General features: G+C 31.4%; 22 protein-coding genes. 16 read left to right on the top strand and 6 right to left on the bottom strand.

The window, feature by feature from the left end:
- Positions 1–41 precede the first annotated feature (41 nt).
- Entirely contained in the window at positions 42–1,421 is a 1,380-nt protein-coding gene (locus DS884_RS05590) for a TlpA family protein disulfide reductase (RefSeq protein ID WP_093869829.1), read from the bottom strand.
- 203 nt (positions 1,422–1,624) lie between these two features.
- Positions 1,625–1,981 (bottom strand): hypothetical protein, encoded by a 357-nt coding sequence (locus DS884_RS05585; protein ID WP_093869830.1) that lies wholly within the window; start codon positions 1,979–1,981, stop codon positions 1,625–1,627.
- A 111-nt stretch (positions 1,982–2,092) separates the two neighbouring features.
- Here DS884_RS05585 and DS884_RS05580 point away from each other — a divergent pair, with 111 nt between their 5' ends.
- Positions 2,093–2,611: a CvpA family protein gene (locus tag DS884_RS05580; protein ID WP_113786077.1), complete on the top strand. Its 519-nt coding sequence runs from the start codon at positions 2,093–2,095 to the stop codon at positions 2,609–2,611.
- A gap of 25 nt (positions 2,612–2,636) precedes the next feature.
- Here DS884_RS05580 and DS884_RS05575 read toward each other — a convergent pair whose 3' ends face one another.
- The gene (locus DS884_RS05575; RefSeq protein WP_113786076.1) at positions 2,637–2,999 is read right to left on the bottom strand and encodes an SPOR domain-containing protein; all 363 of its coding nucleotides are present in this window, start codon (positions 2,997–2,999) and stop codon (positions 2,637–2,639) included.
- A gap of 216 nt (positions 3,000–3,215) precedes the next feature.
- On the opposite strand from DS884_RS05575, the gene DS884_RS05570 reads away from it, so the two are divergent.
- The 14 genes from DS884_RS05570 to DS884_RS05505 all read left to right on the top strand — a co-directional run bounded on the left by DS884_RS05570 (position 3,216) and on the right by DS884_RS05505 (position 20,992).
- A complete protein-coding gene (locus DS884_RS05570) occupies positions 3,216–4,508 on the top strand; it encodes a c-type cytochrome (protein WP_113786075.1) in 1,293 nt (430 codons plus the stop codon).
- Positions 4,509–4,539: 31 nt separating this feature from the next.
- Positions 4,540–7,767, top strand: a complete 3,228-nt coding sequence (locus DS884_RS05565) for a TAT-variant-translocated molybdopterin oxidoreductase (RefSeq protein WP_113786074.1) — start codon at positions 4,540–4,542, stop codon at positions 7,765–7,767.
- A 27-nt stretch (positions 7,768–7,794) separates the two neighbouring features.
- Complete coding sequence (gene nrfD, locus DS884_RS05560; protein WP_093869835.1) at positions 7,795–9,195, top strand: NrfD/PsrC family molybdoenzyme membrane anchor subunit; 1,401 nt, start codon at positions 7,795–7,797, stop codon at positions 9,193–9,195.
- The gene (locus tag DS884_RS05555; RefSeq protein ID WP_113786073.1) at positions 9,185–9,712 is read left to right on the top strand and encodes a DUF3341 domain-containing protein; all 528 of its coding nucleotides are present in this window, start codon (positions 9,185–9,187) and stop codon (positions 9,710–9,712) included. Before nrfD ends, DS884_RS05555 begins: the two co-directional genes overlap by 11 nt.
- 11 nt (positions 9,713–9,723) lie before the next feature.
- Positions 9,724–10,269 carry a c-type cytochrome gene (locus tag DS884_RS05550; RefSeq protein ID WP_199488189.1) on the top strand — a complete coding sequence of 182 codons (546 nt, stop codon included), beginning with the start codon at positions 9,724–9,726 and terminating at the stop codon, positions 10,267–10,269.
- Positions 10,270–10,293: 24 nt separating this feature from the next.
- Positions 10,294–11,862, top strand: coding sequence for a quinol:cytochrome C oxidoreductase (locus DS884_RS05545; protein WP_093869837.1), 1,569 nt, complete (start codon positions 10,294–10,296; stop codon positions 11,860–11,862).
- A gap of 36 nt (positions 11,863–11,898) precedes the next feature.
- Positions 11,899–12,906: a cytochrome c oxidase subunit II gene (locus DS884_RS05540; RefSeq protein ID WP_093869838.1), complete on the top strand. Its 1,008-nt coding sequence runs from the start codon at positions 11,899–11,901 to the stop codon at positions 12,904–12,906.
- 33 nt (positions 12,907–12,939) lie between these two features.
- Positions 12,940–14,709 carry a cbb3-type cytochrome c oxidase subunit I gene (locus DS884_RS05535; protein ID WP_093869839.1) on the top strand — a complete coding sequence of 590 codons (1,770 nt, stop codon included), beginning with the start codon at positions 12,940–12,942 and terminating at the stop codon, positions 14,707–14,709.
- Positions 14,710–14,863: 154 nt separating this feature from the next.
- The gene (ruvB, locus tag DS884_RS05530) at positions 14,864–15,886 is read left to right on the top strand and encodes a Holliday junction branch migration DNA helicase RuvB (RefSeq protein WP_093869840.1); all 1,023 of its coding nucleotides are present in this window, start codon (positions 14,864–14,866) and stop codon (positions 15,884–15,886) included.
- Positions 15,887–15,889: 3 nt separating this feature from the next.
- A complete protein-coding gene (locus tag DS884_RS05525) occupies positions 15,890–17,176 on the top strand; it encodes a hypothetical protein (protein WP_093869841.1) in 1,287 nt (428 codons plus the stop codon).
- Positions 17,177–17,195: 19 nt separating this feature from the next.
- On the top strand, positions 17,196–18,926 hold the full coding sequence (locus DS884_RS05520; RefSeq protein WP_093869842.1) for a SulP family inorganic anion transporter: 1,731 nt from the start codon (positions 17,196–17,198) through the stop codon (positions 18,924–18,926).
- 4 nt (positions 18,927–18,930) lie between these two features.
- The gene (locus tag DS884_RS05515; RefSeq protein ID WP_113786072.1) at positions 18,931–20,340 is read left to right on the top strand and encodes an MBL fold metallo-hydrolase; all 1,410 of its coding nucleotides are present in this window, start codon (positions 18,931–18,933) and stop codon (positions 20,338–20,340) included.
- Between the two features lie 6 nt (positions 20,341–20,346).
- A complete protein-coding gene (locus DS884_RS05510; RefSeq protein WP_113786071.1) occupies positions 20,347–20,724 on the top strand; it encodes a rhodanese-like domain-containing protein in 378 nt (125 codons plus the stop codon).
- Position 20,725: 1 nt separating this feature from the next.
- Complete coding sequence (locus DS884_RS05505; RefSeq protein WP_093869845.1) at positions 20,726–20,992, top strand: heavy-metal-associated domain-containing protein; 267 nt, start codon at positions 20,726–20,728, stop codon at positions 20,990–20,992.
- 86 nt (positions 20,993–21,078) lie between these two features.
- Here the strand turns inward: DS884_RS05505 and DS884_RS05500 are convergent, their stop codons facing one another.
- Positions 21,079–22,266 (bottom strand): pyridoxal phosphate-dependent aminotransferase, encoded by a 1,188-nt coding sequence (locus DS884_RS05500; RefSeq protein ID WP_199488188.1) that lies wholly within the window; start codon positions 22,264–22,266, stop codon positions 21,079–21,081.
- Positions 22,267–22,294: 28 nt separating this feature from the next.
- Positions 22,295–23,386 carry a fatty acid desaturase family protein gene (locus tag DS884_RS05495; protein WP_093869847.1) on the bottom strand — a complete coding sequence of 364 codons (1,092 nt, stop codon included), beginning with the start codon at positions 23,384–23,386 and terminating at the stop codon, positions 22,295–22,297.
- A gap of 124 nt (positions 23,387–23,510) precedes the next feature.
- Between DS884_RS05495 and rsmG the strand changes: the two genes are divergently transcribed.
- Positions 23,511–24,140, top strand: coding sequence for a 16S rRNA (guanine(527)-N(7))-methyltransferase RsmG (rsmG, locus tag DS884_RS05490; RefSeq protein ID WP_113786070.1), 630 nt, complete (start codon positions 23,511–23,513; stop codon positions 24,138–24,140).
- Positions 24,141–24,145: 5 nt separating this feature from the next.
- Here rsmG and DS884_RS05485 read toward each other — a convergent pair whose 3' ends face one another.
- Positions 24,146–25,786, bottom strand: coding sequence for a DUF1501 domain-containing protein (locus DS884_RS05485; RefSeq protein WP_113786069.1), 1,641 nt, complete (start codon positions 25,784–25,786; stop codon positions 24,146–24,148).
- Positions 25,787–25,805: the final 19 nt, after the last annotated feature.

Here is a 25,805-nt window from a genome sequence, read left to right as displayed (position 1 = left end):
ATCGTAATAATATTGGCTTTTGTAAAATATGTATTGTTCAGTTATAAACTTTTAAAGTATTTGTGAACGTCTTCAACAGTGTTAGGGATTGCAATAATTTTTTTATTGCTATCTAAAACGAAGTAAGTAGGTGTTGCATCAATTTTATATGCTCTTACAGTTTCATTGTCAAATTTGTTATCAGGGTGAGTTCCATAAACATTATGCCACCCATCTAATTGTTTTTTAAATTCATTAAATTTAGTGTCGTCACTTTCAATTCCAAATCCAATTACAGACGTATTACTAAACTGTTTCATGAAATTATGAACATCAGGAATTTCCTTAACACAGTGAGGACAAGCAGTACTCCAGAAAATTAATAAATAAGTTTGCCCATCATTTAATGTAGATAATTTGTAGTCTGTTCCGTTTTCCTTCCATGAAAAATCAGGAGCAACTCGTCCAACAGAAACACTTAACTGACCTAGTTTTTTTGCTTTAAAGCTTTGGTCACTATTATCTAGTTTGTCATAGAATTCGGTAAATAACCAGTCTACTACTTCTGAATTTCTTTTATCGGTAAAAGAAGTAACTAAAAACTCAATAGCTTCCTTTTTAAAACTTTTACTTGATAGTGCATCATCTAAAACTTTAGTAATAGATTCTTTATATAATTTTTGTTGAGTAACTTGATCTTCAGAGTAATTTAAGTAAAATACAAAATCATTAATTCTATCAATTAAAAAAGAAGATTGGTAAAGAGGCTTACTTTCAAAATCAACATATTTGAAAAAATTATCAACTTTTGAAGCTACATATTTCTCCATATTATCTATTGGACTAGAAGAATTATATTGAGCTGAGGCTTTTATAAAGTGATGCGAAAGCATTCCTTCAGATTTGTTTTCGTTAGCTTCTTGCAAGTCTTCTAATTTTTCTACTGCTTTCTTATAAGCCTTTTTTACATCCCTAACAGGGTTTTGTATGTAGTTAACCTGGTAAGAGTTGATTTCTTTTTGAGCATTAGCAGATTGTTCAAGGTACTTACTAAATACTTTGTTTTCTCTAGAGCTAGTGAAAGTAATAGATTGTTCAGGGTATTTTGGGTTAAAAATAAATTCAACATTTTCTTTATTGAATATAAAATCAACAAAACCTGATCCACTATTTCTATAAGTAGCACGGTATACACCTGTTTGAGCAGTTTCTGGTAATTCAAAAGAAAATCTACCTATTACTTGTTTGTCAGCACCTACTTTAATAGTATCAAACTTAATAGTAGTGTGTGATATAAATTTAGGTTTTATTCCTTGTAATCTATGTAGCATAACCCAGTCACTTTTTTCTGGCGGAGTCATTGTACCTTTAATAGAGTATTGTGCATTAACTATTGAGCTAGTCATTAATACTATTAGTAGGCTTAGTAATTGTTTCATCATAATGTTTTGATAAAGTTATTATTAAGGGTTTAAAACGAGTTGTTTGTTATTGTCTTTTCAAGAAGCGTACCAAAGTCTTTTATTAACTTCTTAATTACAAATAAACAAGACTATTACTCAGTAAATATATAACAGTTTATTTGAAAAACAAGAGATTTGTTATTTTAACAATAAAACAAATTAAAAAAGAAGATAAAAACTGTTTAGTTAATAAAACCTAGGCCAATAAAATAATTAACAATGGCTTCTTTTATAAGAACCGACTGTTCACCAGGCTTTAAATTTGGCAATTCAGTTAGTGTTTTATAATGTGGCCAACCATCATTATCAAAATAATCAAACTCATAATACCCATAAGGTTCTAAAAGTTTACATATAGCAATATGCATAAGATTTATCTTTTCATCTTTTTTAAATGTTTGGTGTCCTTTACCTAATTCTTGAACTCCTATTAAATAAATGATACTATCAACATCTAAAGTATCACCGTCAGCAAATTGTTTTGATAACTTATCAGTTAATAAATTCCAATTCTCTTTTAAGTCTGTTTTTTTATCCATGTTTTAAAAAAAAGCAAAGATACAAACGAGTTGTTTATATTTGTCGTAAACTTTTATAAACCTAACAAAGTAGAATTGTTTTGGTTGAAGAATAAATACAAGATTAAACTCATGAATACATTTGATATAATTATTGCTGCACTATTATTGTTTGGTTTTGTAAGAGGTTTGATGAAAGGACTTTTTGTAGAAGTGGCTTCTTTAGTTGCATTAATTACAGGTGTTTATGGCGCTATACACTTTTCATACTTTGCAGGTGACTGGCTTAAAGATAGTGTTGATTGGGATGAGAAATATGTTTCATTAGTTGCTTTTGCAGTTACTTTTGTGGCTATCATTGTTGTAGTAGCGTTAATGGGTAAAGTTTTAACAAAAATAGCCGATTTTGCAGCTTTAGGTATATTGAATAAAATTTTAGGAGGCGTGTTTGGAGCTTTAAAAATTGGCTTGATATTAAGCGTTTTATTTATTTTCTTTGGTAAAATGAATGACACAATACCTTTTGTAAGTCAAGAAAATTTAGAAGAATCTATATTGTATAAACCAGTTAAAAAAATAGCTCCGACCATATTCCCGTCCATCATAAAAGATGATGGTTTAGTAGAAGAAAAAAAAGAAGAGACCGTTTAAACGGTCTCTTCTTTTTTAAAATATTTTACATTGGGATTACAATAGCACCAGAAAATTTTTCTCTAATTTTATTTAGAGCTCTATCTGCATCTAGCCTAGTTTTATAATAGCCAACTTGAATTTTCCATTCAGGCGCTTTGTATCCTAAATGTGTAGTAACTCCTGGATACTCAACTTGAAATCTATACTTAATTCGTTTAGCATTCTTTTCAAGACCATTGTATAATTGAATTCTATAACCAGTTTTATTTGACTTGTTATACTCTCTCTTTTTTTCTATTAATTTTTTTATTGCTTCTTCATTTTTATAGTCTGACTGAGCGTTTATGGTAAAAACGCTACCAATTACTAAAAATAAGAAAAGCATAAATGATTGTTTATTTTTCATGAGATATTAAACTTTTTACAAAAGTAACGACTTGTTAAATAATAGATTGTTTAAAAACTTTATTTAGAATTAGTATAAATTATGAATTAGGAAACTCTTAACATTTCACAATTTAGAGATAAGTAGTACTTTTGTGCAACTTTCTGTAACCTGTTTTTATAATTAGGGTATAGAAAAAATTGTACCAAAATAGATACAAAACTTATATTTTATAGTATGAAAAGTGTGAAACATCACAGTAAATTGACTCAAACGCTCTTACAGAGTTTAGCTTTCTTTTTAATCTTTTTAGTAAGTTTTTCGACCTATTCACAAGATGTTGATGAGGCTCGTCAAAAGGAAGGGAAAAAATTATTCAAATCTCTTTGTGCTTCTTGTCATAAGTTGGATAAAAAGCTTATCGGACCAGCATTAGGTCTTGTTGAAGAAAGAAGAGAAAATGATTGGTTAAAGGCATGGATTAAAGACAATGCGGCTTTAAGAGCATCTGGAGATAAAGATGCAATTGCAATTTTTGAAGAGTATAAGGGGTCTAACATGACCGCTTTTCCTCAGTTAACAGATAAGAATATTGATGATATTCTTTATTATACTACAGTTGGTGAGCTTAAGCCTGCTGGAGGTCCTGTAATAGATGGTGATAACGGAGGTCAAAAGGGAAGTGCTCCAAAATGGATATTGTACATTTTAGCTGCTGCTATTATTGTTGCTTTCTTGATTATAGGAAGTTTACTAAAAACAATTAGTGAGTTAAAAGGTGCTCCAAAAACACCAGGTTTATTAGGTCAAGCTGCTGAGCTTTGGGAAGGAATAAAGAAGAATACATTTTTACATGTCTTATTTGTGATCTTTGGAGTGTTAATGACAGCATATGTTTTATTTGGAACATTGTTTAAAGTTGGTGTAGATCAAGGGTATCAACCAGTACAACCAATTGCGTTTTCACATAAAGTTCATGCAGGAGATAATAAGATTGATTGTCAATACTGTCACTCTTCGGCAAAACATAGTAAGCATTCAGGAATTCCATCTGTTAATGTTTGTATGAATTGTCATAAAAATATTTCTGAGGTTGCTGATGGTTTACAAGTTGAACACAATGACGAAACGTTAGTTAAGGCTGACTTAGATAAGGAGATAGCTAAGATATATGACGCAGCAGGTTGGGATGCTGATAAATTAGAATATACAGGTAAAACGAAACCAGTAAAATGGATTAGAGTACATAATTTACCAGATTTCGCATATTTCAATCACTCACAGCACGTAACTGTTGGAGGTGTAAAATGTCAAAAATGTCATGGTCCTGTTGAGGAAATGGATGAAGTTAAGCAACATTCTCCATTAACAATGGGTTGGTGTATTGATTGTCATAAAGAGACAAAAGTTGACTTGAAAGGTAACGAGTACTATGCTAAAATTCATAAAGAATTAGCTAAGAAGTATGGAGTTGAGCAAGTAACTATTGCACAGTTAGGTGGAAAAGAGTGTGGTAAGTGCCACTATTAATCAATTAGAAAGTAGAAAAACACGTATATAAATGGCTTCAAACAAAAAATACTGGCAAAGTGTTGAAGAACTAAAAGATAGTTCTGTTGTTGAAACGCTACGTAATAATGAGTTTGTACAAGATATTCCTACAGATGAGTTTTTAGGTGATAAAGAAACATTAGAAACTTCATCAACTTCACGTAGAGATTTCTTGAAATATGTTGGATTTACAACTGCTGCTGCATCATTAGCTGCATGTGAAGGTCCAGTAAGAAAATCAATCCCTTATGTAGTACAACCAAATGATATTGTAGTAGGTGTAGCAGATTGGTACGCAACTACAATTGCTGATGGTTTTGATTTTGCAAACGTACTAGTAAAAACACGCGAAGGTCGTCCAATCCAAATTATGCCTAATAAAGAGGCGGGTGGGGTAACTAATGCACGTACACAGGCATCTGTGTTATCATTATATGATGATAAATTACGTTTAAAAGAACCTAAAAAAGGAAAAGCTCAAATATCTTGGGCTGATGCTGATAAAGAAATTATAGCAAAATTAGTTCAATTAAAAAACGCTAACGAACCTGTAGTTTTACTAACTGGAACATTAGCAAGTCCTTCTACTGAAAAAGTGATTGCTGATTTTATTACTGCTTATCCAAATGTAAAGCATGTAATTTATGATGCAGTATCTGAAAGTGCTACTGCTGATGCTTTTCAAGCGATGTATGGTAAGCGTGCTTTACCAAATTACGATTTTAGTAAAGCAGGAGTTATTGTGTCTATCGGTGCAGATTTCTTAGGAGATTGGCAAGGTGGATATGAAAAGTCATATGCAGAAGGTCGTAGAGCAGAAACAGGAAACATGTCATACCATGTTCAAATAGAAAGTAACATGTCTTTAGCTGGTGCAAATGCCGACAGAAGAATTGTTGCTAAGCCATCTGATCAGGTATATGCATTAATCAATTTATACAATGCTGTAGTTGGAGGTAGTCTTCCTTCAAAAGCAACTCCATTTGATGCTAAAATAAAAAGTTTAGCAACAGATCTTAAAAAGGCAGGGTCAAAAGGAGTAGTAGTTACAGGAATAAATGACAAAAATGCTCAATTAATTGCTTTAGCAATTAACAAAGCATTAAATAGTAAAGTAATCGATACGAAAGGAGTTAATTTAACTCGTCAAGGTAACGATGCTCAAATTACTCAATTAGTAGCTGATGTAAAATCAGGTAAAGTAAAAGGTTTAGTTACTTATAATGTAAACCCAGTTTATACTTTAGCGAATGCTACTGATTTAGTAAACGGATTAAAGAACTTGAAATTATCTGTTGCAATTTCTACTCAGAATGATGCAACAGCTAATGCTACAGAATATACATTGCCAGCACCTCACAATTTAGAAAGTTGGGGAGATGTTATGGCAAATGCTGGTACTTATAGTTTAATGCAACCTACTATACAACCATTATTTAATACACGTCAATTACAAGATGTTTTATTAAAATGGTCAGGGAGTACTAAAAACTATTATGATACTTTAAAAGAATTTTGGAGTGCAAATGTTTTAGGTGAAAAATCTTGGAACCAAGCATTACATGATGGATTCTTTAAAGGAGAAACGGTTGTAGCTGAAGAGGCAACTACAACTGAAGTTACAGAGACAGAAACAGTTGTTGATATCAATGTTGCAGGTTCTCAATTAGCAGGTTCTGTTAAATCTTCAGGATTTGAATTAAACTTATATACATCAACTGCCTTAGGTGATGGTAAACAAGCCAACAATCCTTGGTTACAAGAATTACCGGATCCAATAACACGTGCGTCTTGGGATAACTACTTAACTGTTTCTATGGCTGATGCTAAAGAATTAGGTTTTGATAACCCTGTTAAAGATAACGGAGCTATTGATGGTAATTACGCTAATGTAACTGTTAATGGAGTAAGTATTAAAAATATTCCAGTAATGATTCAACCAGGTCAAGCAAAAGGATCTGTTGGATTAGCATTAGGTTATGGTAGAGTTGAAGGATTAAAAGAAGAAATGCAAGTTGGTATAAATGCATATCCTTTCTATAAAGATGGAAACAATGTACAATACAATGTTACTATTGAAAAAGGAGCAGGATGGCATAAGTTTGCTTGTACACAAGTTCAAAGTACATTAGCTGGACGTCATGATATTTTAAGAGAAGCTTCTTTAAAAGAAGTTTCTAATAATAAATTAGACCCAAAGCATACTTGGAATAAACCATTTATGGTTTCTTATGATCACCAAGAAAAAGAAGGTAGTACAATTGATTTATGGGATGAGCATGATAGAAGTATCGGTCATCATTTCAATTTGTCTATTGACTTAACATCTTGTACAGGTTGTGGAGCATGTGTTGTAGCTTGTCACGCTGAAAACAATGTGCCAGTAGTTGGTAAAGATGAAGTACGTGTTGGTAGAGATATGCACTGGTTACGTATTGATCGTTACTATTCTTCAAGAGTGCAAGGTGATATGACTTTAGATGAGTTTAAAGCTGCATATAAAGTTAAATTAACTGAAAAATACAAAGCTAATTATCCTGATTTACCAGCAACGGAAATTCAAGGAAAGGTTAATAAAGAGTTTGGTAAAATTGCCAATCAAGAGCTTGAAAGAAAGTATACAGAAGATGTTTTAGGATTAAGTAAAGGTGATTTATTTGATGCATTAGAAAATCCTGCTGAAAACCCTCAGGTTACTTTCCAACCAATGATGTGTCAGCACTGTAATCACGCACCATGTGAAACAGTATGTCCAGTAGCAGCAACTTCTCATGGTCGTCAAGGTCAAAATCAAATGGCTTATAACAGATGTGTTGGTACAAGATATTGTGCAAACAACTGTCCATATAGAGTTCGTCGTTTCAACTGGTTTAACTATGCTGAAAACAATGAGTTTGACTTCAATATGAATAATGAGTACGGTAAGATGGTGTTAAACCCAGACGTGGTTGTTCGTTCTCGTGGAGTTATGGAGAAATGTTCTATGTGTATTCAAATGACACAAGCAACTATTTTAAAGGCTAAAAAAGAAGGAAGAGCAGTTAAGAAGGATGAGTTCGAAGTGGCTTGTGCTCAAGCATGTTCAACTGGATCAATGGTATTTGGTGATGTTAATAATTCAGAAGATACTGTAGCGCATTTAAAAGAAGATAAAAGAGCTTTCCATGTGTTAGATTATATTGGTACAAAACCAAATGTAGTGTATCAAGTGAAAGTAAGAAATACAAACGAAGCTTAATAATAAAATTAATAAGTATATAGATTTATGTCGTCTCATTACGAATCATCTTATAGAGAACCTTTAATACTTGGTAACAAAAGTTACCATGATATTACAGAGGATATTGCAAGACCTATTGAAGGTAAGGCAAACAAAAATTGGTATATAGCATTCTATATCGCTTTAGCAGCAATGTTATGGGGATTTGGATGTATCTTTTACACTGTTGGAACAGGTATCGGTGTATGGGGATTAAGTAAAAACATTGGTTGGGCATGGGATATTACCAACTTTGTATGGTGGGTAGGTATCGGTCATGCCGGAACCTTAATTTCTGCTGTACTGTTGTTATTCCGTCAAAAATGGAGAATGGCAATTAACCGTTCTGCAGAAGCAATGACAATTTTTGCGGTATTCCAAGCAGGTTTATTTCCTATTATTCACATGGGACGTCCTTGGAATGGATATTGGGTATTGCCTATTCCAAACCAGTTCGGATCATTATGGGTTAACTTTAACTCGCCGTTATTATGGGATGTATTTGCAATTTCTACTTATTTATCTGTATCATTAGTATTCTGGTGGACAGGTTTACTTCCTGATTTCGCTACGATTCGTGATAGAGCTGTTAAACCTTTCCAAAAGAAAATCTATGCATTACTTTCTTTCGGATGGTCTGGTAGAGCTAAAGATTGGCAACGTTTTGAAGAAGTATCATTAGTGTTAGCAGGTTTAGCAACACCATTAGTACTTTCTGTACATACAATTGTATCGATGGACTTTGCTACTTCTGTAAATCCAGGATGGCACTCAACAATATTTCCTCCTTATTTCGTAGCTGGAGCAATCTTCTCTGGTTTCGCAATGGTACAAACACTTTTAGGTGTTATGCGTAAGGTAACTAACATGGAAGAGTATATTACTCGTTTACATGTTGAGTATATGAATATTGTAATTATCTTAACAGGTGGTATTGTAGCTGTAGCATATGCAACTGAGTTTTTTATAGCTTGGTATACAGGTTCACCTTATGAAAATTATACATATTTATCATTTGGAGCAGAAGCTGGTGCTTATGGATGGGCATTCTGGTCATTAATGATATTCAATATTATGATACCTCAATTCTTATGGATAAAGAAAGTAAGAAGAAGTTTTATTTGGTCTTTCTTAATTTCTATAGCAATTAACATTGGTATGTGGTTTGAGCGTTTTGATATTATTGCAATTGTATTAAGTAAAGGTCAATTACCTTCTACTTGGTGGCGTTTTGAACCAACGTTTGTAGATGTTGGTATATTTATCGGAACAATAGGGTTCTTCTTTGTGTTATTCTTATTATATGCAAGAACATTCCCAGTAATTCCTACAGCAGAGGTTAAGACGATTTTAAAATCTTCAGGAGAGAACTTTAAAAAATTAAGAGACGAGAACAATGAGCACTAATAAAGTAATTCACGCATTATACAATGATGATGATATCTTAATGGATGCTGTTAAGAAAGTAAAAGCAGATCATCATCATATAGAAGAGGTTTTTTGTCCATTTCCTGTTCACGGACTAGACAAAGCAATGGGGTTAGCTCCAACACGTTTAGCTATTACAGCTTTTTTATATGGAATTACCGGTACTGCAGTAGCAACTTGGTTAACATGGTATACCATGATAGCTGATTGGCCACAAGATATTGGTGGTAAACCAAGTTTCTCTTGGGCTACTAACATGCCTGCCTTTGTTCCTATTTTATTCGAATTAACGGTCTTTTTTGCAGCTCACTTAATGGTTATAACATTTTACATGCGTAGTAGAATTTGGCCTTTTAAAGAAGCTGAAAATCCTGATCCAAGAACTACAGATGACCATTTCTTAATGGAAATACCAGTTCATGATAATGAAGAAGAATTGAAGGCGTTGTTAGAAACAACAGGAGCAGTTGAAATTAACGTAGTAGAAAAGCATTAATTAAGGAAAGTATGAAAAGTTTAAAAATAATTTTAGCTTTAGTTATAGTTGCAAGCTTTGCTTCTTGTAATAATAAAAGAACTCCGCAAGTACAATACATGCCAGATATGTACGTATCTGTTCCTTATGATGCTAATGGAGTAAAATCTGCAGGAGGAGTAGTTGTTAACAGAATACCAGTTGCTGGTACTGTTAGTAGAAATGGAATAGTAGCTTATGATATACCTGATACTAATGAAGGATATGAAAAAGCTAAAGCAGAATTGAAAAACCCTTTAGAAGCTAATGAAAAGAATTTAGAAAAAGGGAAAGAATTATATGATATCTATTGCGCTTCTTGTCATGGTAAGAAAGGTGATGGAAATGGAGTATTATCACAAAGAGATAAGTTTAATGGTATTCCAAACTATAAGGATAGAGATTTAAATTCAGGAAATATTTATCATGTTATTATGTATGGTAAAAACTTAATGGGATCTCATGCTTCACAATTAAGATATCAAGAACGCTGGCAAGTTGTTCAGTATGTTGAGAAATTAAGAAGCGAATTAAAATAAGTCTATAATAGATAGTATAAAGATATGTATCAGTTTACAGGAAAATTAAAAATACTTGCGCTTGCTTTAATGGTAATTGGTCTTTTAGGTACAGCGTGGAGTTTTATGACTACGCCTAGTTCTCTTAAAGAAGCAAAAGAGATTATTGCAAAACAGGCTGCTCATCATGGAGGGCATGGAGAGGTTGATAGTCATGGAGAAGCTAAAACACATCATGCTGAAGAAGCAAAAACTACTGAAGCACATGGTGAAGTTACACATAAAGAAGAAGCAACGACTGAAAGTCATGGTGAAGCTAAACATGTAGAGGAAGTTAAAGATACCACTCATGCTTCTACTTCTACTACTAAAGAAGTAAAAAAAGAAGCTCACACAGTTGCTGAAACTACTCACGCTAAAGTAGCATCAGAAGATGCACATGCAGGTTCTCATGATGATCATCATGCAGAACATGTTTTTCACCAAATGCAAAATAGACCATGGTCTGCTTTTTATGTAGCTATGTTATTTTTCTTAGGGGTAACATTATTAGTATTTGCTTTTTATGTTTCTCAAAGAGTTGCTAACGCTGGTTGGTCAGTTGTATTATTTAGAGTAATGGAAGCTATTACAAACAACTTACACTATGTAAGTGGTTTTATGTTAGTATTTATTATCTTAACTGTAATGCATAAAAATCACTTATTCCCTTGGATGGCAGAAGGAATTGTTGATCCTTTAAGTGATAATTACGATCCTATTATTGATGGAAAAAAATGGTTTATGAATCTTCCAGGTTGGGCTATAAGAAGTGTTATTTATCTTTTAGGTTGGAATATTTTCAGATTTATCATTAGAAAAAAATCTATACAACAAGATAATGGAGATTTAAAATTACACAAAAACTTATACAACATAGGTGTTGGATTTATCGTGTTTTTCATGATCTCTGAATCAATGATGTCTTGGGATTGGATTATGGGGATTGATCCTCACTGGTTCTCAACATTATTTGGATGGTATGTGTTAGCTACTTTCTTAGTATCAGCATTAACCGTAATCGCTTTAGTAACAATATATTTACGTCAAAAAGGTGCTTTACCATTTGTAAATGATAGTCATATTCACGATTTAGCTAAATTTATGTTTGGTTTCTCTGTGTTTTGGACTTACTTATGGTTTGCACAATTCATGTTAATATGGTATGCTGATATGCCAGAAGAAACTACATATTTTGCACAACGTTTTAATGAATATAAACTTCCATTTTTATTAATGGTAGTATTAAACTTTATCTTCCCTGTATTATTATTAATCAATAGTGATTTTAAAAGTATTCCTTGGTTAGTAATTATAGGTGGAGTTGTTATTTTAATTGGTCATTATATTGATTTATTTGTAATGATTATGCCTGGAACAGTTGGAGGTCAATGGGGATTCGGAATTGGAGAAATAAGTGGTATACTATTCTTCATCGGATTGTTTATATTTGCAACCTTTAGTGCATTTGCAAAAGTAAATCCATTAGCAAAAGGAAGTCCTTTCTTACATGAAAGTGAAACACACCATTACTATAACATCGAACACAGAGGAGAAGATAGTAATCACCATTAATAAAATAAAATTATAACTAATAATAGTTTAGATATTATGCTCGCTTTATTTTACATTTTTATAGCAGTTGCAATAGGAGTTAGCTTTTGGCAAATTACTCGTATTATGAATTTTCGTTCTGTAATTGCTACAGATAAAGACAATGACACACAAGGTAAATTAGCAATAGGATTCTTAGTGTTCCTTTATGTTATGATGATTTATTGCTTAATTGCAATGAACGTTTATTTATTGCCAGAATCTGCTTCATTTGAAGGAGAACATGACGATAACCTTTTTAATATAACCTTTTGGTTAATTGGAATTGTTCAATTTGGAATGCAATTCTTAATCTTCTTTTTCTCTTATAAGTATAGAGGAAATAAAAATAACAAAGCATTGTTCTATGCTGACAGTCATAAGTTAGAGTTATTATGGACTACTATACCTGCTGTAACAATTGTTATTTTAATTGGATATGGTTTATGGGCATGGAACAACATTATGTATGTTGGAGATGACGAAAATCCTATTGTAATTGAAGTTTATTCAAGACAGTTTGACTGGCAAGCAAGATATGCTGGTGATGATAATGAGTTAGGTTTAGGTAACGTAAACTTTATTAAAGGTATAAACTCAATGGGAGTTGATATGTCTGACCCAAGTGCTCAAGATGATAAGAAAGTTACTGAAATGTACTTACCTAAAGGTAAAAAAGTGTTATTTAAGTTCCGTTCTCAAGATGTACTTCACTCAGCTTATATGCCTCACTTTAGAGCCCAAATGAACTGTGTTCCAGGGATGGTTACTCAATTTGCTTTTACACCTAAGTATACAACTGAAGAGATGCGTCAAAACTCTGAAGTAATAGCAAAGACTAAAGGTATAAATAAGATTAGAAAAGCTAAAGGGGAAGAGCCTTACGAGTTTGATTATTTGTTATTATGTAACAAAATTTGTGGTGCTTCTCACTACAACATGCAAATGAAAATCACAGTTGTTGAAGAAGAACAATATAAAAAGTGGTTATCAGAACAAAAAACATTAGCTCAAGTTATTAAATAAGATATTTTTAAAATATATATAAAGATATAGATTATGTCAGATCACCATCACAAAGAAACATTTGTAACGAAATATATTTTCAGTCAAGATCATAAAATGATTTCGAAGCAATTCCTTGTAACCGGAATATTCATGGGGGTTATAGGAGGTTTTATGTCTATGTTATTTCGTTTACAAATTGCATGGCCAGATACATCATTCTCAATTATTGAAGCGTTTTTAGGTAACCATCAAACTGATGGAGTTATGGACCCAGATATGTACTTAGCATTGGTTACAATTCACGGTACAATAATGGTATTCTTTGTATTAACAGCTGGATTAAGTGGTACTTTCTCAAATTTATTGATTCCTTTACAAATTGGTGCTCGTGATATGGCATCTGGTTTCTTAAATATGGTTTCTTACTGGTTATTTTTCTTATCTTCAGTAATAATGGTAATTTCATTATTTGTTGAAGCTGGACCTGCATCAGCTGGATGGACAATTTACCCACCACTTTCTGCTTTACCACAAGCAATACCTGGATCAGGAACTGGAATGACATTATGGTTAGTTTCTATGGCTATCTTTATTGCATCGTCTTTAATTGGTTCATTAAACTATATTGTAACTGTACTAAATTTACGTACAAAAGGAATGAAAATGACAAGATTGCCATTAACTATGTGGGCTTTCTTTATTACAGCAATTATCGGTGTTATTTCTTTCCCAGTATTATTATCTGCCGCTTTATTATTAATATTAGATAGAAGTTTTGGAACATCATTCTTTTTATCAGATATTTTTATCTCAGGAGAAGTATTACATTATCAGGGAGGATCACCAGTATTATTTGAACACTTATTTTGGTTCTTAGGACACCCTGAAGTATATATTATTTTATTACCAGCATTAGGATTAACTTCTGAAATAATCTCAACTAATTCACGTAAACCAATTTTCGGTTACCGCGCAATGATTGGATCAATTATGGCTATTGCCTTTTTATCTACGATTGTTTGGGGTCACCATATGTTTATTTCTGGAATGAATCCATTTTTAGGATCTGTGTTTACATTTACAACAGTATTAATTGCAATCCCATCTGCAGTAAAAGCATTTAATTATGTAACTACTTTATGGAAGGGTAATTTACAAATGAATCCTGCAATGTTATTTTCTATCGGATTAGTTTCTACATTTGTAACAGGAGGGTTAACAGGATTAGTTTTAGGTGATTCTGCATTAGATATCAATGTACATGATACTTACTTTGTGGTAGCTCACTTCCACTTAGTAATGGGAGTATCAGCTTTATTAGGAATGTTTGCAGGTGTTTACCACTGGTTCCCTAAAATGTATGGTAGAATGATGAATAAAACATTAGGTTATTGGCATTTCTGGTTAACTATTATAACTGCTTATGGAGTATTTTTTCCAATGCACTTTGTTGGATTAGCTGGTTTACCTCGTCGTTATTATACAAATACAAACTTTCCAATGTTTGATGATTTAGTTGAAATCAATGTATTTATGACTGTAATGGCTATAATAGGAGGACTTGCTCAGTTAATATTCTTAGCTAATTTCTTTATTTCAATTTATAGAGGTAAAAAAGCAACTCAAAACCCATGGAATTCTAATACATTAGAATGGACTACACCAGTTGAACACATACATGGTAACTGGCCAGGTGCAATTCCTGAAGTTCATAGATGGGCTTATGATTATAGTAAAACTGATGAAAATGGAGAGTATGTTCACGGTAAAGATTTCGTATTACAAACTACACCATTATTAGAGGGCGAAGAGCCATCTTAAAAATATATAAACAAAAAAAAGCCTTTCGAAAGAAAGGCTTTTTTTTTGTTTAAAATTATCATTTCTTATGAGTACCTTAGCAATACAGCCATTGTTTGTTTAGTAACTTTTATCACAAAACAAACATTTTATTTGAAGTATATTTGTGAAACATATGAACGAGAACTTAAATCCGGAAAATAGTAATTATTCAAATGAAGAAATAGATGTAGAAAAAAAACTACGTCCGTTGTCATTTGACGATTTTACTGGCCAAGATCAAGCAATAGAAAACCTTAAAATTTTTGTTGAAGCAGCTAATCAAAGAGATGAAGCACTTGATCATACATTGTTTCATGGCCCTCCTGGTTTAGGTAAAACTACCCTAGCTCACATTTTAGCAAATGAATTAGATGCAGGAATTAAAGTCACTTCAGGACCAGTTTTAGACAAACCTGGAGATTTAGCTGGGTTGTTAACCAATCTTGATGAAAGAGATGTATTATTTATTGATGAAATACACCGTTTAAGCCCAATTGTTGAAGAATATTTATATTCTGCAATGGAAGACTTCAAAATTGATATAATGATCGAGTCTGGGCCAAATGCACGTACAGTACAAATCAATTTGGAACCATTTACTTTAGTTGGTGCTACTACCAGATCAGGTTTACTTACAGCTCCAATGAGAGCTCGTTTTGGTATTAGTAGTAGACTGCATTATTACTCAACTGAATTATTAAGTAATATACTTCTTAGAAGTGCACTTATATTAAAAGTACCAACTTCAATGGAGGCAGCAATAGAAATTGCAGGTAGAAGTAGAGGAACACCTCGTATAGCAAATGCATTATTACGAAGAGTTCGAGATTTTGCTCAAATTAAAGGAGATGGTAAAATAACTATTGAGATTGCAAAATATGCTCTTAAGGCATTGAATGTCGATGCTCATGGGCTAGATGAGATGGATAATAAAATTTTAACTACTATCATTGATAAGTTTAAAGGAGGTCCAGTAGGTATTACTACATTGGCTACTGCAGTAGCCGAAAATGCTGAAACTATAGAAGAGGTATATGAGCCTTTTTTAATACAGCAAGGGTTTATAATGCGTACGCCAAGAGGAAGAGAAGTAACAGATTTAGCTTACAAACATTTAGGAAGAATAAAAGGAAAAACCCAAGGTGAATTATTTTAATTTATGGAAAAAAAAGATACTAAAAGTTGGTTACAAAGGCTAAAGGATGAAAGTTGGGAAGCTGAATTGTTAGTTTCTGCAATTGCCATTTTTGGTTCTTTTAAACTTTTCGATCTTATAAGTTGGAGCACAAACTTATTTATAGATTTTTTAAGTCCATCACAATACTATATCGGTTATTTTATAGTTCTTTTTGGTCTTATAGCTATAAGTATTTTAGCGTCCATGTTTGTAATTCATTTTTTCTTACGTGCATATTGGGTTGGATTAGTAGGTTTAAATTCTGTGTTTCCTGATTATAGTATAGAGGATAGTGCGTATTCAAAAATTTATACAGAAAAAATTCTTTCAATTTTACCAAAACTTAAAGACTCAATTCAAAAAGTTGATGAGTTATGTAGTGTTATTTTTTCTGTTGCTTTTACATTTTTATTAATGTATGGTTATATGGCATTATTTTCAAGTTTATATTTATTTGTTTATAATTTGCTTTCTGATTATGTGAACCATTATATTCTTTTAATTCCAGCTATATTCATATTTACAAGTTCAATATTTCAAGCTCTTGTAGGTTTGTATGCAAACTTGAAAAGAAACAGAGAAAAAGAAAAATTACAAACATTTAACTTTAAGATTGTAAAATTCGTTTCTATGTTGTCTTTTGGGCCACTTTATAAAAGTATTTTACAAGTATCAATGGTATTTGGATCTAATTTTAAAAAGAAAAAGGCACTAGTATATTTAATATTCTTGTTTATAGTATCTGGAGGAATTGTAACGAGTGTACAAATAGCAAAAACAAACATATTTTATTTAGTTATTTCAGGTGAAAATAATTTTTTCGATGTTCATAAAACTTATTCAAATTATTATAAAGACGCTAATGTAAATAATACTTTTTTATTGGCTCCTGAAATTCAATCTGATAAAATAGAGTCTAACGTTTTAGAAGTTTTTATCCCTATATATACTTATGAAAGTAAAATTAGAAATAAAGTTTGTGGTGAATTTGTAAAAGATCATGAAAAATCTAAGAAAGAACAAAAGAATGATTATGCAAATTATTTGTCAACTTGTTATAAAAAATACAACATAGTTCTACTAGATGGAGAAAAAGTGAATGTAGATTTTATAAGATATGATAATCATGTGCGTACTAACCAATTTGGACTACTTTGTTTTATAAATATTAAAAATTTATCTGAAGGTGTACATGAAATTAAAATTGAAAAGAAAAATAAGAAAGAGAGTTTTTTAGAATGGACAATTCCTTTCTATAATTTAAAATAATTAACTTTTTTTAAATAAAATGAAGTTACTTAAAAAACTGATACCAATTTTAGAATGGTTACCTAACTATAAAAAATCACAACTACAAGGAGATGTAATTGCTGGTATAACTGTTGCTATAGTTTTAATACCTCAAGGAATAGCATATGCTTTAATTGCCGGATTACCTCCAATCTATGGATTATATGCCGCACTTTTTCCTCAATTAATTTATGCAATATTTGGTTCTTCTCGTCAAGTAGCTATTGGTCCTGTAGCCATGGATTCTTTAATTGTGGCAACTGGAGTATCAACTCTTGCATTGGCTGGCTCTGAAAGTTATATTGCTATAGCTATATTATTGGCTTTAATTGTAGGAACAATTCAGTTTTTAATGGGAGTTTTTCAATTAGGTTTTATAGTTAATTTTCTTTCACGACCTGTTATCACCGGATTTACTTCAGCGGTTGCACTTATAATTGGATTAAATCAATTTAGAAATTTATTAGGAGTTGATTTTTTACAAAGTGATCAAATACATATATTATTAGAAGATATTTTTGATAAAATACAATACTATAATAAAAATACAACTATAATTGGACTGACTGCATGTTTGATTATAGTATTTTTTAGAAGAGTAAATAAAAAAATACCCAATGCTTTAATTGTAGTGATATTAGGTATTATTACAGTTAAATATTTTGGAAAAAGTTGGTCAGATGTAGAGATAGTTAAAAATATACCTTCTGGCTTACCAAATTTTGCAATGCCAGTTATAGATATTGCATTAATAAAAGAATTAATGCCTATAGCATTAACTTTAGTAATGGTAGGATATTTAGAAACCATTTCTATAGGGAAAACTCTTGAGTCAAAACAAGATGATTATCGTATTAGGCCTAATCAAGAATTAATAGCATTAGGATTAAGTAATATTATAGGTTCTCTTTTCAAAGCCTATCCTTCAGCTTCAAGTTTTTCACGTTCAGCTATTAATGCAGAATCTGGTGCAAAAACTGGAATTGCTGCATTTATATCAGTGGTGTTAGTAATCATAACGTTATTGTTTTTAACACCAGTGTTTTATTTTTTACCTAAAACAATATTAGCGGCAATTATTGTAGTAGCTGTATTTAATTTAATTAATGTTAAAGAAGCTAAACGATTATGGAGTGCTAATAATCTTGATTTTTGGTTATTAGTAGCAACTTTTTTCTCAACACTTTTTTTCGGTATTAAGTATGGTATTTTAACAGGAGTAGGGATGTCGCTTATTTTATTAATATTTAGGACATCTAGGCCTTATGTAATTGAACTAGGAAAAGTTCCAAATTCTGATTTTTATAGAAATAAAAATAGATTTAAAGAAGTTGTTGTTGATCAAGAAGTTTTAGTTTTTAGATTTGATGCCCAATTATTTTATGCTAACGCTAATTATTTTAGAGATAAGCTAGATGAATTGGTTGAAGAAAAAGGAACGAAATTGAAATTAATAGTACTTGATGCTGAAAGTATTAATAGAGTTGATAGTACAGGTGTTGATATGCTTAAAGAGCGTATATTATATTATAATAAAAGAGGAGTTAATTTTTATTTTGCTGGTGTTAAAGGGCCGGTAAGAGATGCTCTTTTTAGAAGCGGTTTGTTAGAAGTAGTAAGTTTAGATCAATTTTTCATGAGAGCTAATGGCGCCGTACAATTTTTTAAAACAGGAGATAATTTAAATCAAAAAAAATACGCACAATACATACATCAAGCGTATGAGTAATATTATGAAGATAGAACAAATTTATACAGGTTGTTTAGCACAAGGAGCTTATTATGTTGAGAGTAATGGAGAAGTAGCTATTATTGATCCATTAAGAGAAGTTCAGTCTTATATTGATACAGCAGTAAGAAATAAAAGTGAAATAAAATATATTTTTGAAACTCATTTTCATGCAGATTTTGTAAGCGGGCATGTAACACTTGCTGAAAAAACTGGGGCAACAATTGTATATGGTCCTACAGCTGCACCAAAATATGAAGCACATATAGCAACAGATGGAGACGTTTTTAAACTTGGACATATAACCATTACTGTTTTACACACACCTGGCCATACCATGGAAAGTACAACTTATTTGTTAAAAGATGAAGCAGGTAATAATCACGCTATATTTAGTGGAGATACATTGTTTTTAGGAGATGTTGGAAGACCAGATTTAGCTCAAAAAGCGGCAGATATGACCAAAGAAGAGTTAGCAGGTTTGTTATACGATAGTTTACGAACAAAAATAATGACCTTAGATGATGAAGTAATTGTTTACCCTGCACACGGAGCAGGTTCTGCTTGTGGTAAAAATTTAAGTAAAGAAACTGTTGGAACTATAGGTGAACAAAAAAGAACTAATTATGCATTACGTGAAGATATGAACAAAGAGGAGTTTATTAAAGAAGTTACAGATGGTTTATTACCTCCTCCTGCATATTTCCCATTGAATGTAAAAATGAACAAAGAGGGATATCAATCAATTGATGATGTAATAAAAAGTGGATCAAAAGCATTATCAGTAAATGAATTTGAAAAATTAGCAAATGATTCTGACGCTGTAATTTTAGATGTTAGACATCAATCGGAGTTTATTAAAGGATTTATACCAAAGTCTATTTTTATTGGCTTAGGAGGTACATTTGCGCCTTGGGTTGGTGCTTTAATAAAAGATGTTAAGCAGCCTATACTATTAGTTACTCCAAAAGGAGAAGAAGAAACAACAATAACAAGATTATCAAGAGTAGGTTTTGATAATGTTTTAGGGTATCTAGATAATAGTTTTGAGTCTTGGAAAAAAACAAATAATGAAGTAGATACCTTACAGTCTGTTTCGGCAACAACTTTAGAAAATAAATTAAAAGAAGGTGTAACGGTTTATGATGTTCGTAAACCGGGTGAATATAACAATGATCATATTATTAATGTAACAAACACACCGTTAGATTTTATTAATGAGTACGTTAATGAATTTCCAGTTGATAAAGACTTTTATTTGCATTGTGCTGGAGGATATCGTTCAGTGATTGCAGCTTCTATATTGAAAGCAAGAGGGTATCATCATGTAATTGATGTTGCTGGTGGATATAAAGCTATAAAAGAAACTAGTATAGAAAGAACAATTGGTGTGTGTCCGTCAACATTAAAATAAATAAAAATGAAATTTATAAATAGTATACTTATAATTACCGTATTGTTTTTAACTGGGTGTAAAGGACAATCTAAAGAAATTAAAAATATTACTACCAATACATTAGAAACTGTTTTAAAAAGTGATTCAAGAATACAGTTAGTTGATGTGAGAACGCCTGCTGAATGGCAAAAAGGGATTATTGAAAATGCAATTAAGATAGATGTCACATCTTCAAGTTTTGAAAAGGAAGCTTTAAAGCTACTAGATAAAACTAAACCTGTATATTTATATTGCAGATCAGGAGGAAGAAGTATGATTGCAGCTGAAACGTTATTGAAAAAGGGATTTGAGGTTTATAATATAGAAGGTGGGTATATGCAATGGCAACAAAAAACTAAATAAAATGATACAAGATATATATATAGAAAACTTAAAGTGTGGTGGTTGTGCTGCAACTATAAAAAAAGGATTATTAGAAATTGATGGAGTAGATACAGTTACTGTAGATGTAGAAAAATCATTAATAGCTGTTAATACTCCTTTAGAAAATTTACAAAAAGTAAAGGAAAAGTTATCTAAGCTAGGTTATCCAGAGGTAGGAGATAAAAATACAGTGCTGCATAAAGCGAAATCTTTTGTAAGCTGTGCTACAGGTAAAATGAGTAAATAAATCATTTTAACTTGTTTTAATAAAAAAAGGCAATGTATTATTAAATACATTGCCTTTATATTTTTAGTTCTTTTTTAATTACTAAACTAGCTAAGAACTTCTTTTATTCTTTTAACAGCTTCACGTAATTGTAACTCAGATGCAGCATATGACATACGAATACAATCAGGAGCACCAAAAGCTTCACCAGTTACGGTAGCAACATTAGCTTCTTCTAATAATAACATAGAAAAATCACTAGCATTGTTAATTAATTTTCCTTTAATAGTTTTTCCGAAAAAAGCAGAAATATCAGGAAATACATAAAAAGCACCTTCAGGTATATTTAATTTAAATCCGTTAACTTTTCCTAATAAAGCCAACATTATATCTCTACGGTTTTTAAATTCATCAACCATATATTGCACTTTACTAGGTTCAGCTAATACAGCAGTAATAGCAGCACGTTGAGCAATACAATTAGTTCCTGAAGTGATTTGTCCTTGCATTTTTGTACAAGCTTTAGCAATCCATTGTGGAGCACCAATATATCCAATTCTCCAACCAGTCATAGCAAAAGCTTTTGCTAATCCATTTACAGTAATGGTTCGATCATACATACTTTCAATAGCAGCAAAACTAAAAAGTTCACTACCATAGTTAATATGCTCATAAATTTCATCAGATAAAATATAAATTTGAGGATGCTTTTCTAAAACTTCAGCCAAAGCTCTATATTCCTGTTCACTATAAATAGAACCACTTGGGTTATTTGGTGAATTAAAGAAAATCATTTTTGTTTTAGGAGTGATAGCAGCTTCTAATTGCTCAGGTGTAATTTTGAAATCAGTATCAATAGATGAAGGTATTTCAATAAATTTAGCTTCGCACAAAGTAGCAATTGCAGAATAGCTAACCCAATATGGAGCAGGTAATAAAACTTCATCTCCAGGGTTTAATAAAACCTGAGCTATATTAGCAATTGACTGTTTAGCTCCAGTAGAAACTACAATTTGATTTGGGCTATAGGTTAAATTGTTATCACGCTTAAATTTAGCGCAAATAGCTTCTTTTAGCTCTACATATCCATCAACAGGGGTATATGAGTTATAATCTTGGTTAATGGCCTCAATTGCCGCTTCTTTAATGAAATCAGGAGTGTTAAAATCTGGCTCTCCTAAACTTAGACTAATAATGTCTTTCCCTTGAGATTTTAATTCTCTTGCTTTAGCTGCCATAGCTAATGTTTGGGAAACAGGTAAACTGTTAATTCTGTCTGATAATGCGTTTGACATTGTTATATATTGCGTTGTTGTTTTTTAATTATGCTAGTTGAGGCTTTTTACCTAATTCAGCCAAATGATTGAAGTGCTCAATAATTGCTCTTCTTGTTGTTCTATACTCATTATAAGGTAAATTAAACTCTAAGGCAGTTTCTTTTACAATTTTTGCTAACTTATTATAATGAACATGAGAAATATTTGGAAAAATATGGTGTTCTACTTGGTGGTTTAAACCGCCAGTATAAAAGTTAATAAGCCAATTTTTAGGAGCAAAATTTGCTGTAGTATACAATTGGTGTATTGCCCAAGTGTTTTTCATATTTCCATTTTCATCAGGCAAAGGCATTTCTGTTTTGGGCACTACATGTGCTAATTGGAAAACTACACTTAAAATAATTCCAGCAGTATAATGCATAACAAAAAAACCGATTAATACTTTCCACCAAACGATGTTTAAAACTGCAATAGGTAATACAATCCAAAGAGAATAATACGCTACTTTAGAGATAACTAGTTTAGTCCATTCTGTTGCAGGACTAGGAAATTTACCATACGATAATTTTCTTTTTAAATAGTTATGCATTTGTTTAAAATCGGTAGTAATAGCCCAGTTAATGGTTAATAAACCATATAAAAAGAAAGAATAGTATTTTTGAAATTTATGAATTTTTAACCATTTTGAATGTTTAGAGAAACGGATAATTCTACCAGCATCAATATCTTCGTCATGATCTTTAATATTCGTGTATGTATGGTGAAGTACGTTGTGCTGTACTTTCCAGTTATATACATTTCCAGCTAAAATATAAATACTACTACCCATTAGTTTATTTACCCATTTGTTGCTTGAAAATGATTCATGATTTGCATCATGCATTACATTCATACCAACACCAGCCATACCAATACCCATTACAATGGTCAAAATTAATTTAATCCATTGCGACATGTCAACAGTTAAGATAAAAACAAAAGGAATTAAAAATAAAGAAAACATAACGATAGCTTTGGTATATAATTTCCAGTTACCAGTACGTTTTATGTTATTTTCTTTAAAGTATGTATTAACTCTTTTATTCAAAGTTCTAAAAAACTTTTGCTTGTCTATTCTTGAGAAGTTTATTGTCTTCATTTATTGTTTGTTAAAGGAAAGAGCAAAAATATGCTTTTTGTTGTTGTTTTTTATGATAAACGTCAGTTTTTGTTAGGAATTGTTTGTTAACATTTAACTATTTTTGCAACTTATTAGCAATTTTATGGAAATCATACTTAAATACTTTCCAAATTTAACGGAAACACAAATAGAACAATTCTCTAAACTACAGGAATTGTATGAAGATTGGAACTTGAAAATTAATGTAGTTTCTAGAAAAGATATTGACGAGCTATACTTACGTCATGTATTACATTCGTTAGGAATAGCTAAAGTAATGCAATTTCAACCAGGAGCGAATGTTATGGATGTTGGTACAGGAGGAGGTTTTCCAGGTGTTCCATTAGCTATTTTATTTCCTGAGACTAATTTTCATTTGGTAGATTCAATAGGAAAAAAAATAAAAGTAGTAGATGAAGTTGTTGAAGGCTTAGGCTTAGAAAATGTAAAAACAACTCACGGAAGAGTTGAAGAAGTTAATGAAACGTACGATTTTATAGTAAGTAGGGCTGTAGCTCAAATGGAAACTTTTCATCGTTGGATAAAAAAGAAAGTACAAAAAAAGCAAAATCACCAACTTAAAAATGGAATTTTGTATTTAAAAGGAGGGGATTTAACAGAAGAATTAACTAATTTTCCTAGTGCAACTATTTATGAATTGCCTGATTATTATGAGGAAGATTTTTTTGAAACCAAAAAGGTTGTGCATGTTCCTATAAAATTTAAAGGATAGACAGATTATAGCCTAAGTAGCTTGTGTATTTCAGTTTTACCATTATTTTTAATTTTTAAAAAGTAAATTCCTGAAGCTAAATTAGGAGCAACTATTTTAATATTATTATTAAAACCTTTAACTACATTTTGTAAAACAAGTTGGCCTTGATTATTGTATAATTGATAATTTACTGTTGAAAAATCTTCTAATGAGTTTAAGTTTATAATAGTATTAAATGGATTTGGATGTACTAACCATTTGTTATTGCTGTTGTTTAAAATTACATCATTGTTAGAAAGTGTATCACTTAAACAATTTGTTGCTACTGAATGTGAGTTTTTTAATAATTCATTTATTTTTAAATCAGAGAAACTTTGACTGGTTGTGTTGTTAAAAAAAGCATTGTCAATTACCAAATTACTGGCACCTAAAAAATTTTGAAGTAAGGTGCCTAATACTTGTCTGTAGTCAAATTGAACTGTTTCTAGTTGGTAATTATTACCAGATATAGCTTCAGTTAAATCTACATTATTACCAGATACTCCTCCGTTTACAGGTTTCCCAAAAACAAACATAGGTGCTATTTCTCCATGATCAGTACCTAAATTTCCATTTTCTTTAGCCTTTCTCCCAAATTCAGAAAAAGTTAAACCAACCACATCATCAGCTATAGTTTGTGAAGTTAAATCACTCATAAATACTTCAACTGCATCAGAAACAGTTTTTAATAAATTGTAATGTTTTCCTTCAACATCTCCAGAAGCTTGGTTTTGATTGTTATGAGTGTCAAATCCTCCTATACGAACCATATAAACTTTAGATTGTAAGCCTCCGCTAATTAAACGAGCTACAGTTTTTAATTGATTTGATAAATCGGTATCAGGATAAGTAGCAATGTTTTTACCTTTATTGAAGGCTGATGAAATAGATTGAGAGTACTGGTTTGATAAAGAATTTACATTGATAATATATTCTAATTCTTTTCCAAAATCAGAATTTGGAATATTTGTGGGTGCTACTCCACCAAGGCCATTTAATTCAGTATAAAACCCAGAAGGATCTTGACCAGAAATATTTATAGATAAGCCATGTTCATCTTCACCATGAAATCCCAGCTCAGTTTTAGTTGAGCCTATTTGTACACCTAACGGGTAATTTTCTTTTAACTCTCCTGAATAATATTTTTCAACAAATCGACCTATCCACCCAGAGTCGTTTCCGTTATCCCAACTATTACCATCATTTCCTGTTGAATACAAGTCTTTTGAAGCAAAATGACTTTTGTTTTGAGAAGGGTAACCTACAGATTGAAGTATTCTTAAAGAGCCTTGATCGTATAAAGATTTAAAACCTGTAAGTGCTGGGTTTAGGCCAATCTTTTGAGTATCTGATAACGTATTATCTAAAGTAATATAGCTTTTATTCCCAGATGTTGGTATTTTAAGGGTAGGACGAAGTGCCGCATATTCATCGTAAACATTTAAGGGAATTACAGTATTTAAGCCATCATTTCCTCCAGCTAAATTGATTAAAACCAGTTTTCTATTTGAAAGATCGCCACAGCTTGCTATATCTACAGTTTTTAGCATAGCTCTCAATTCTAAAGGCATTAAACCTAAGGCTGATACTGAGGATGCTAATTTTATGAAATTTCTTCTTTTCATTGTAAGGGGATGTATTTAA

This window comes from Tenacibaculum sp. E3R01, assembly GCF_003318185.1.
GTDB lineage: Bacteria > Bacteroidota > Bacteroidia > Flavobacteriales > Flavobacteriaceae > Polaribacter > Polaribacter halocynthiae.
The sequence above is the reverse complement of the archived record's forward strand: the minus strand, read 5'-3'. Positions and strand labels throughout refer to the sequence as shown.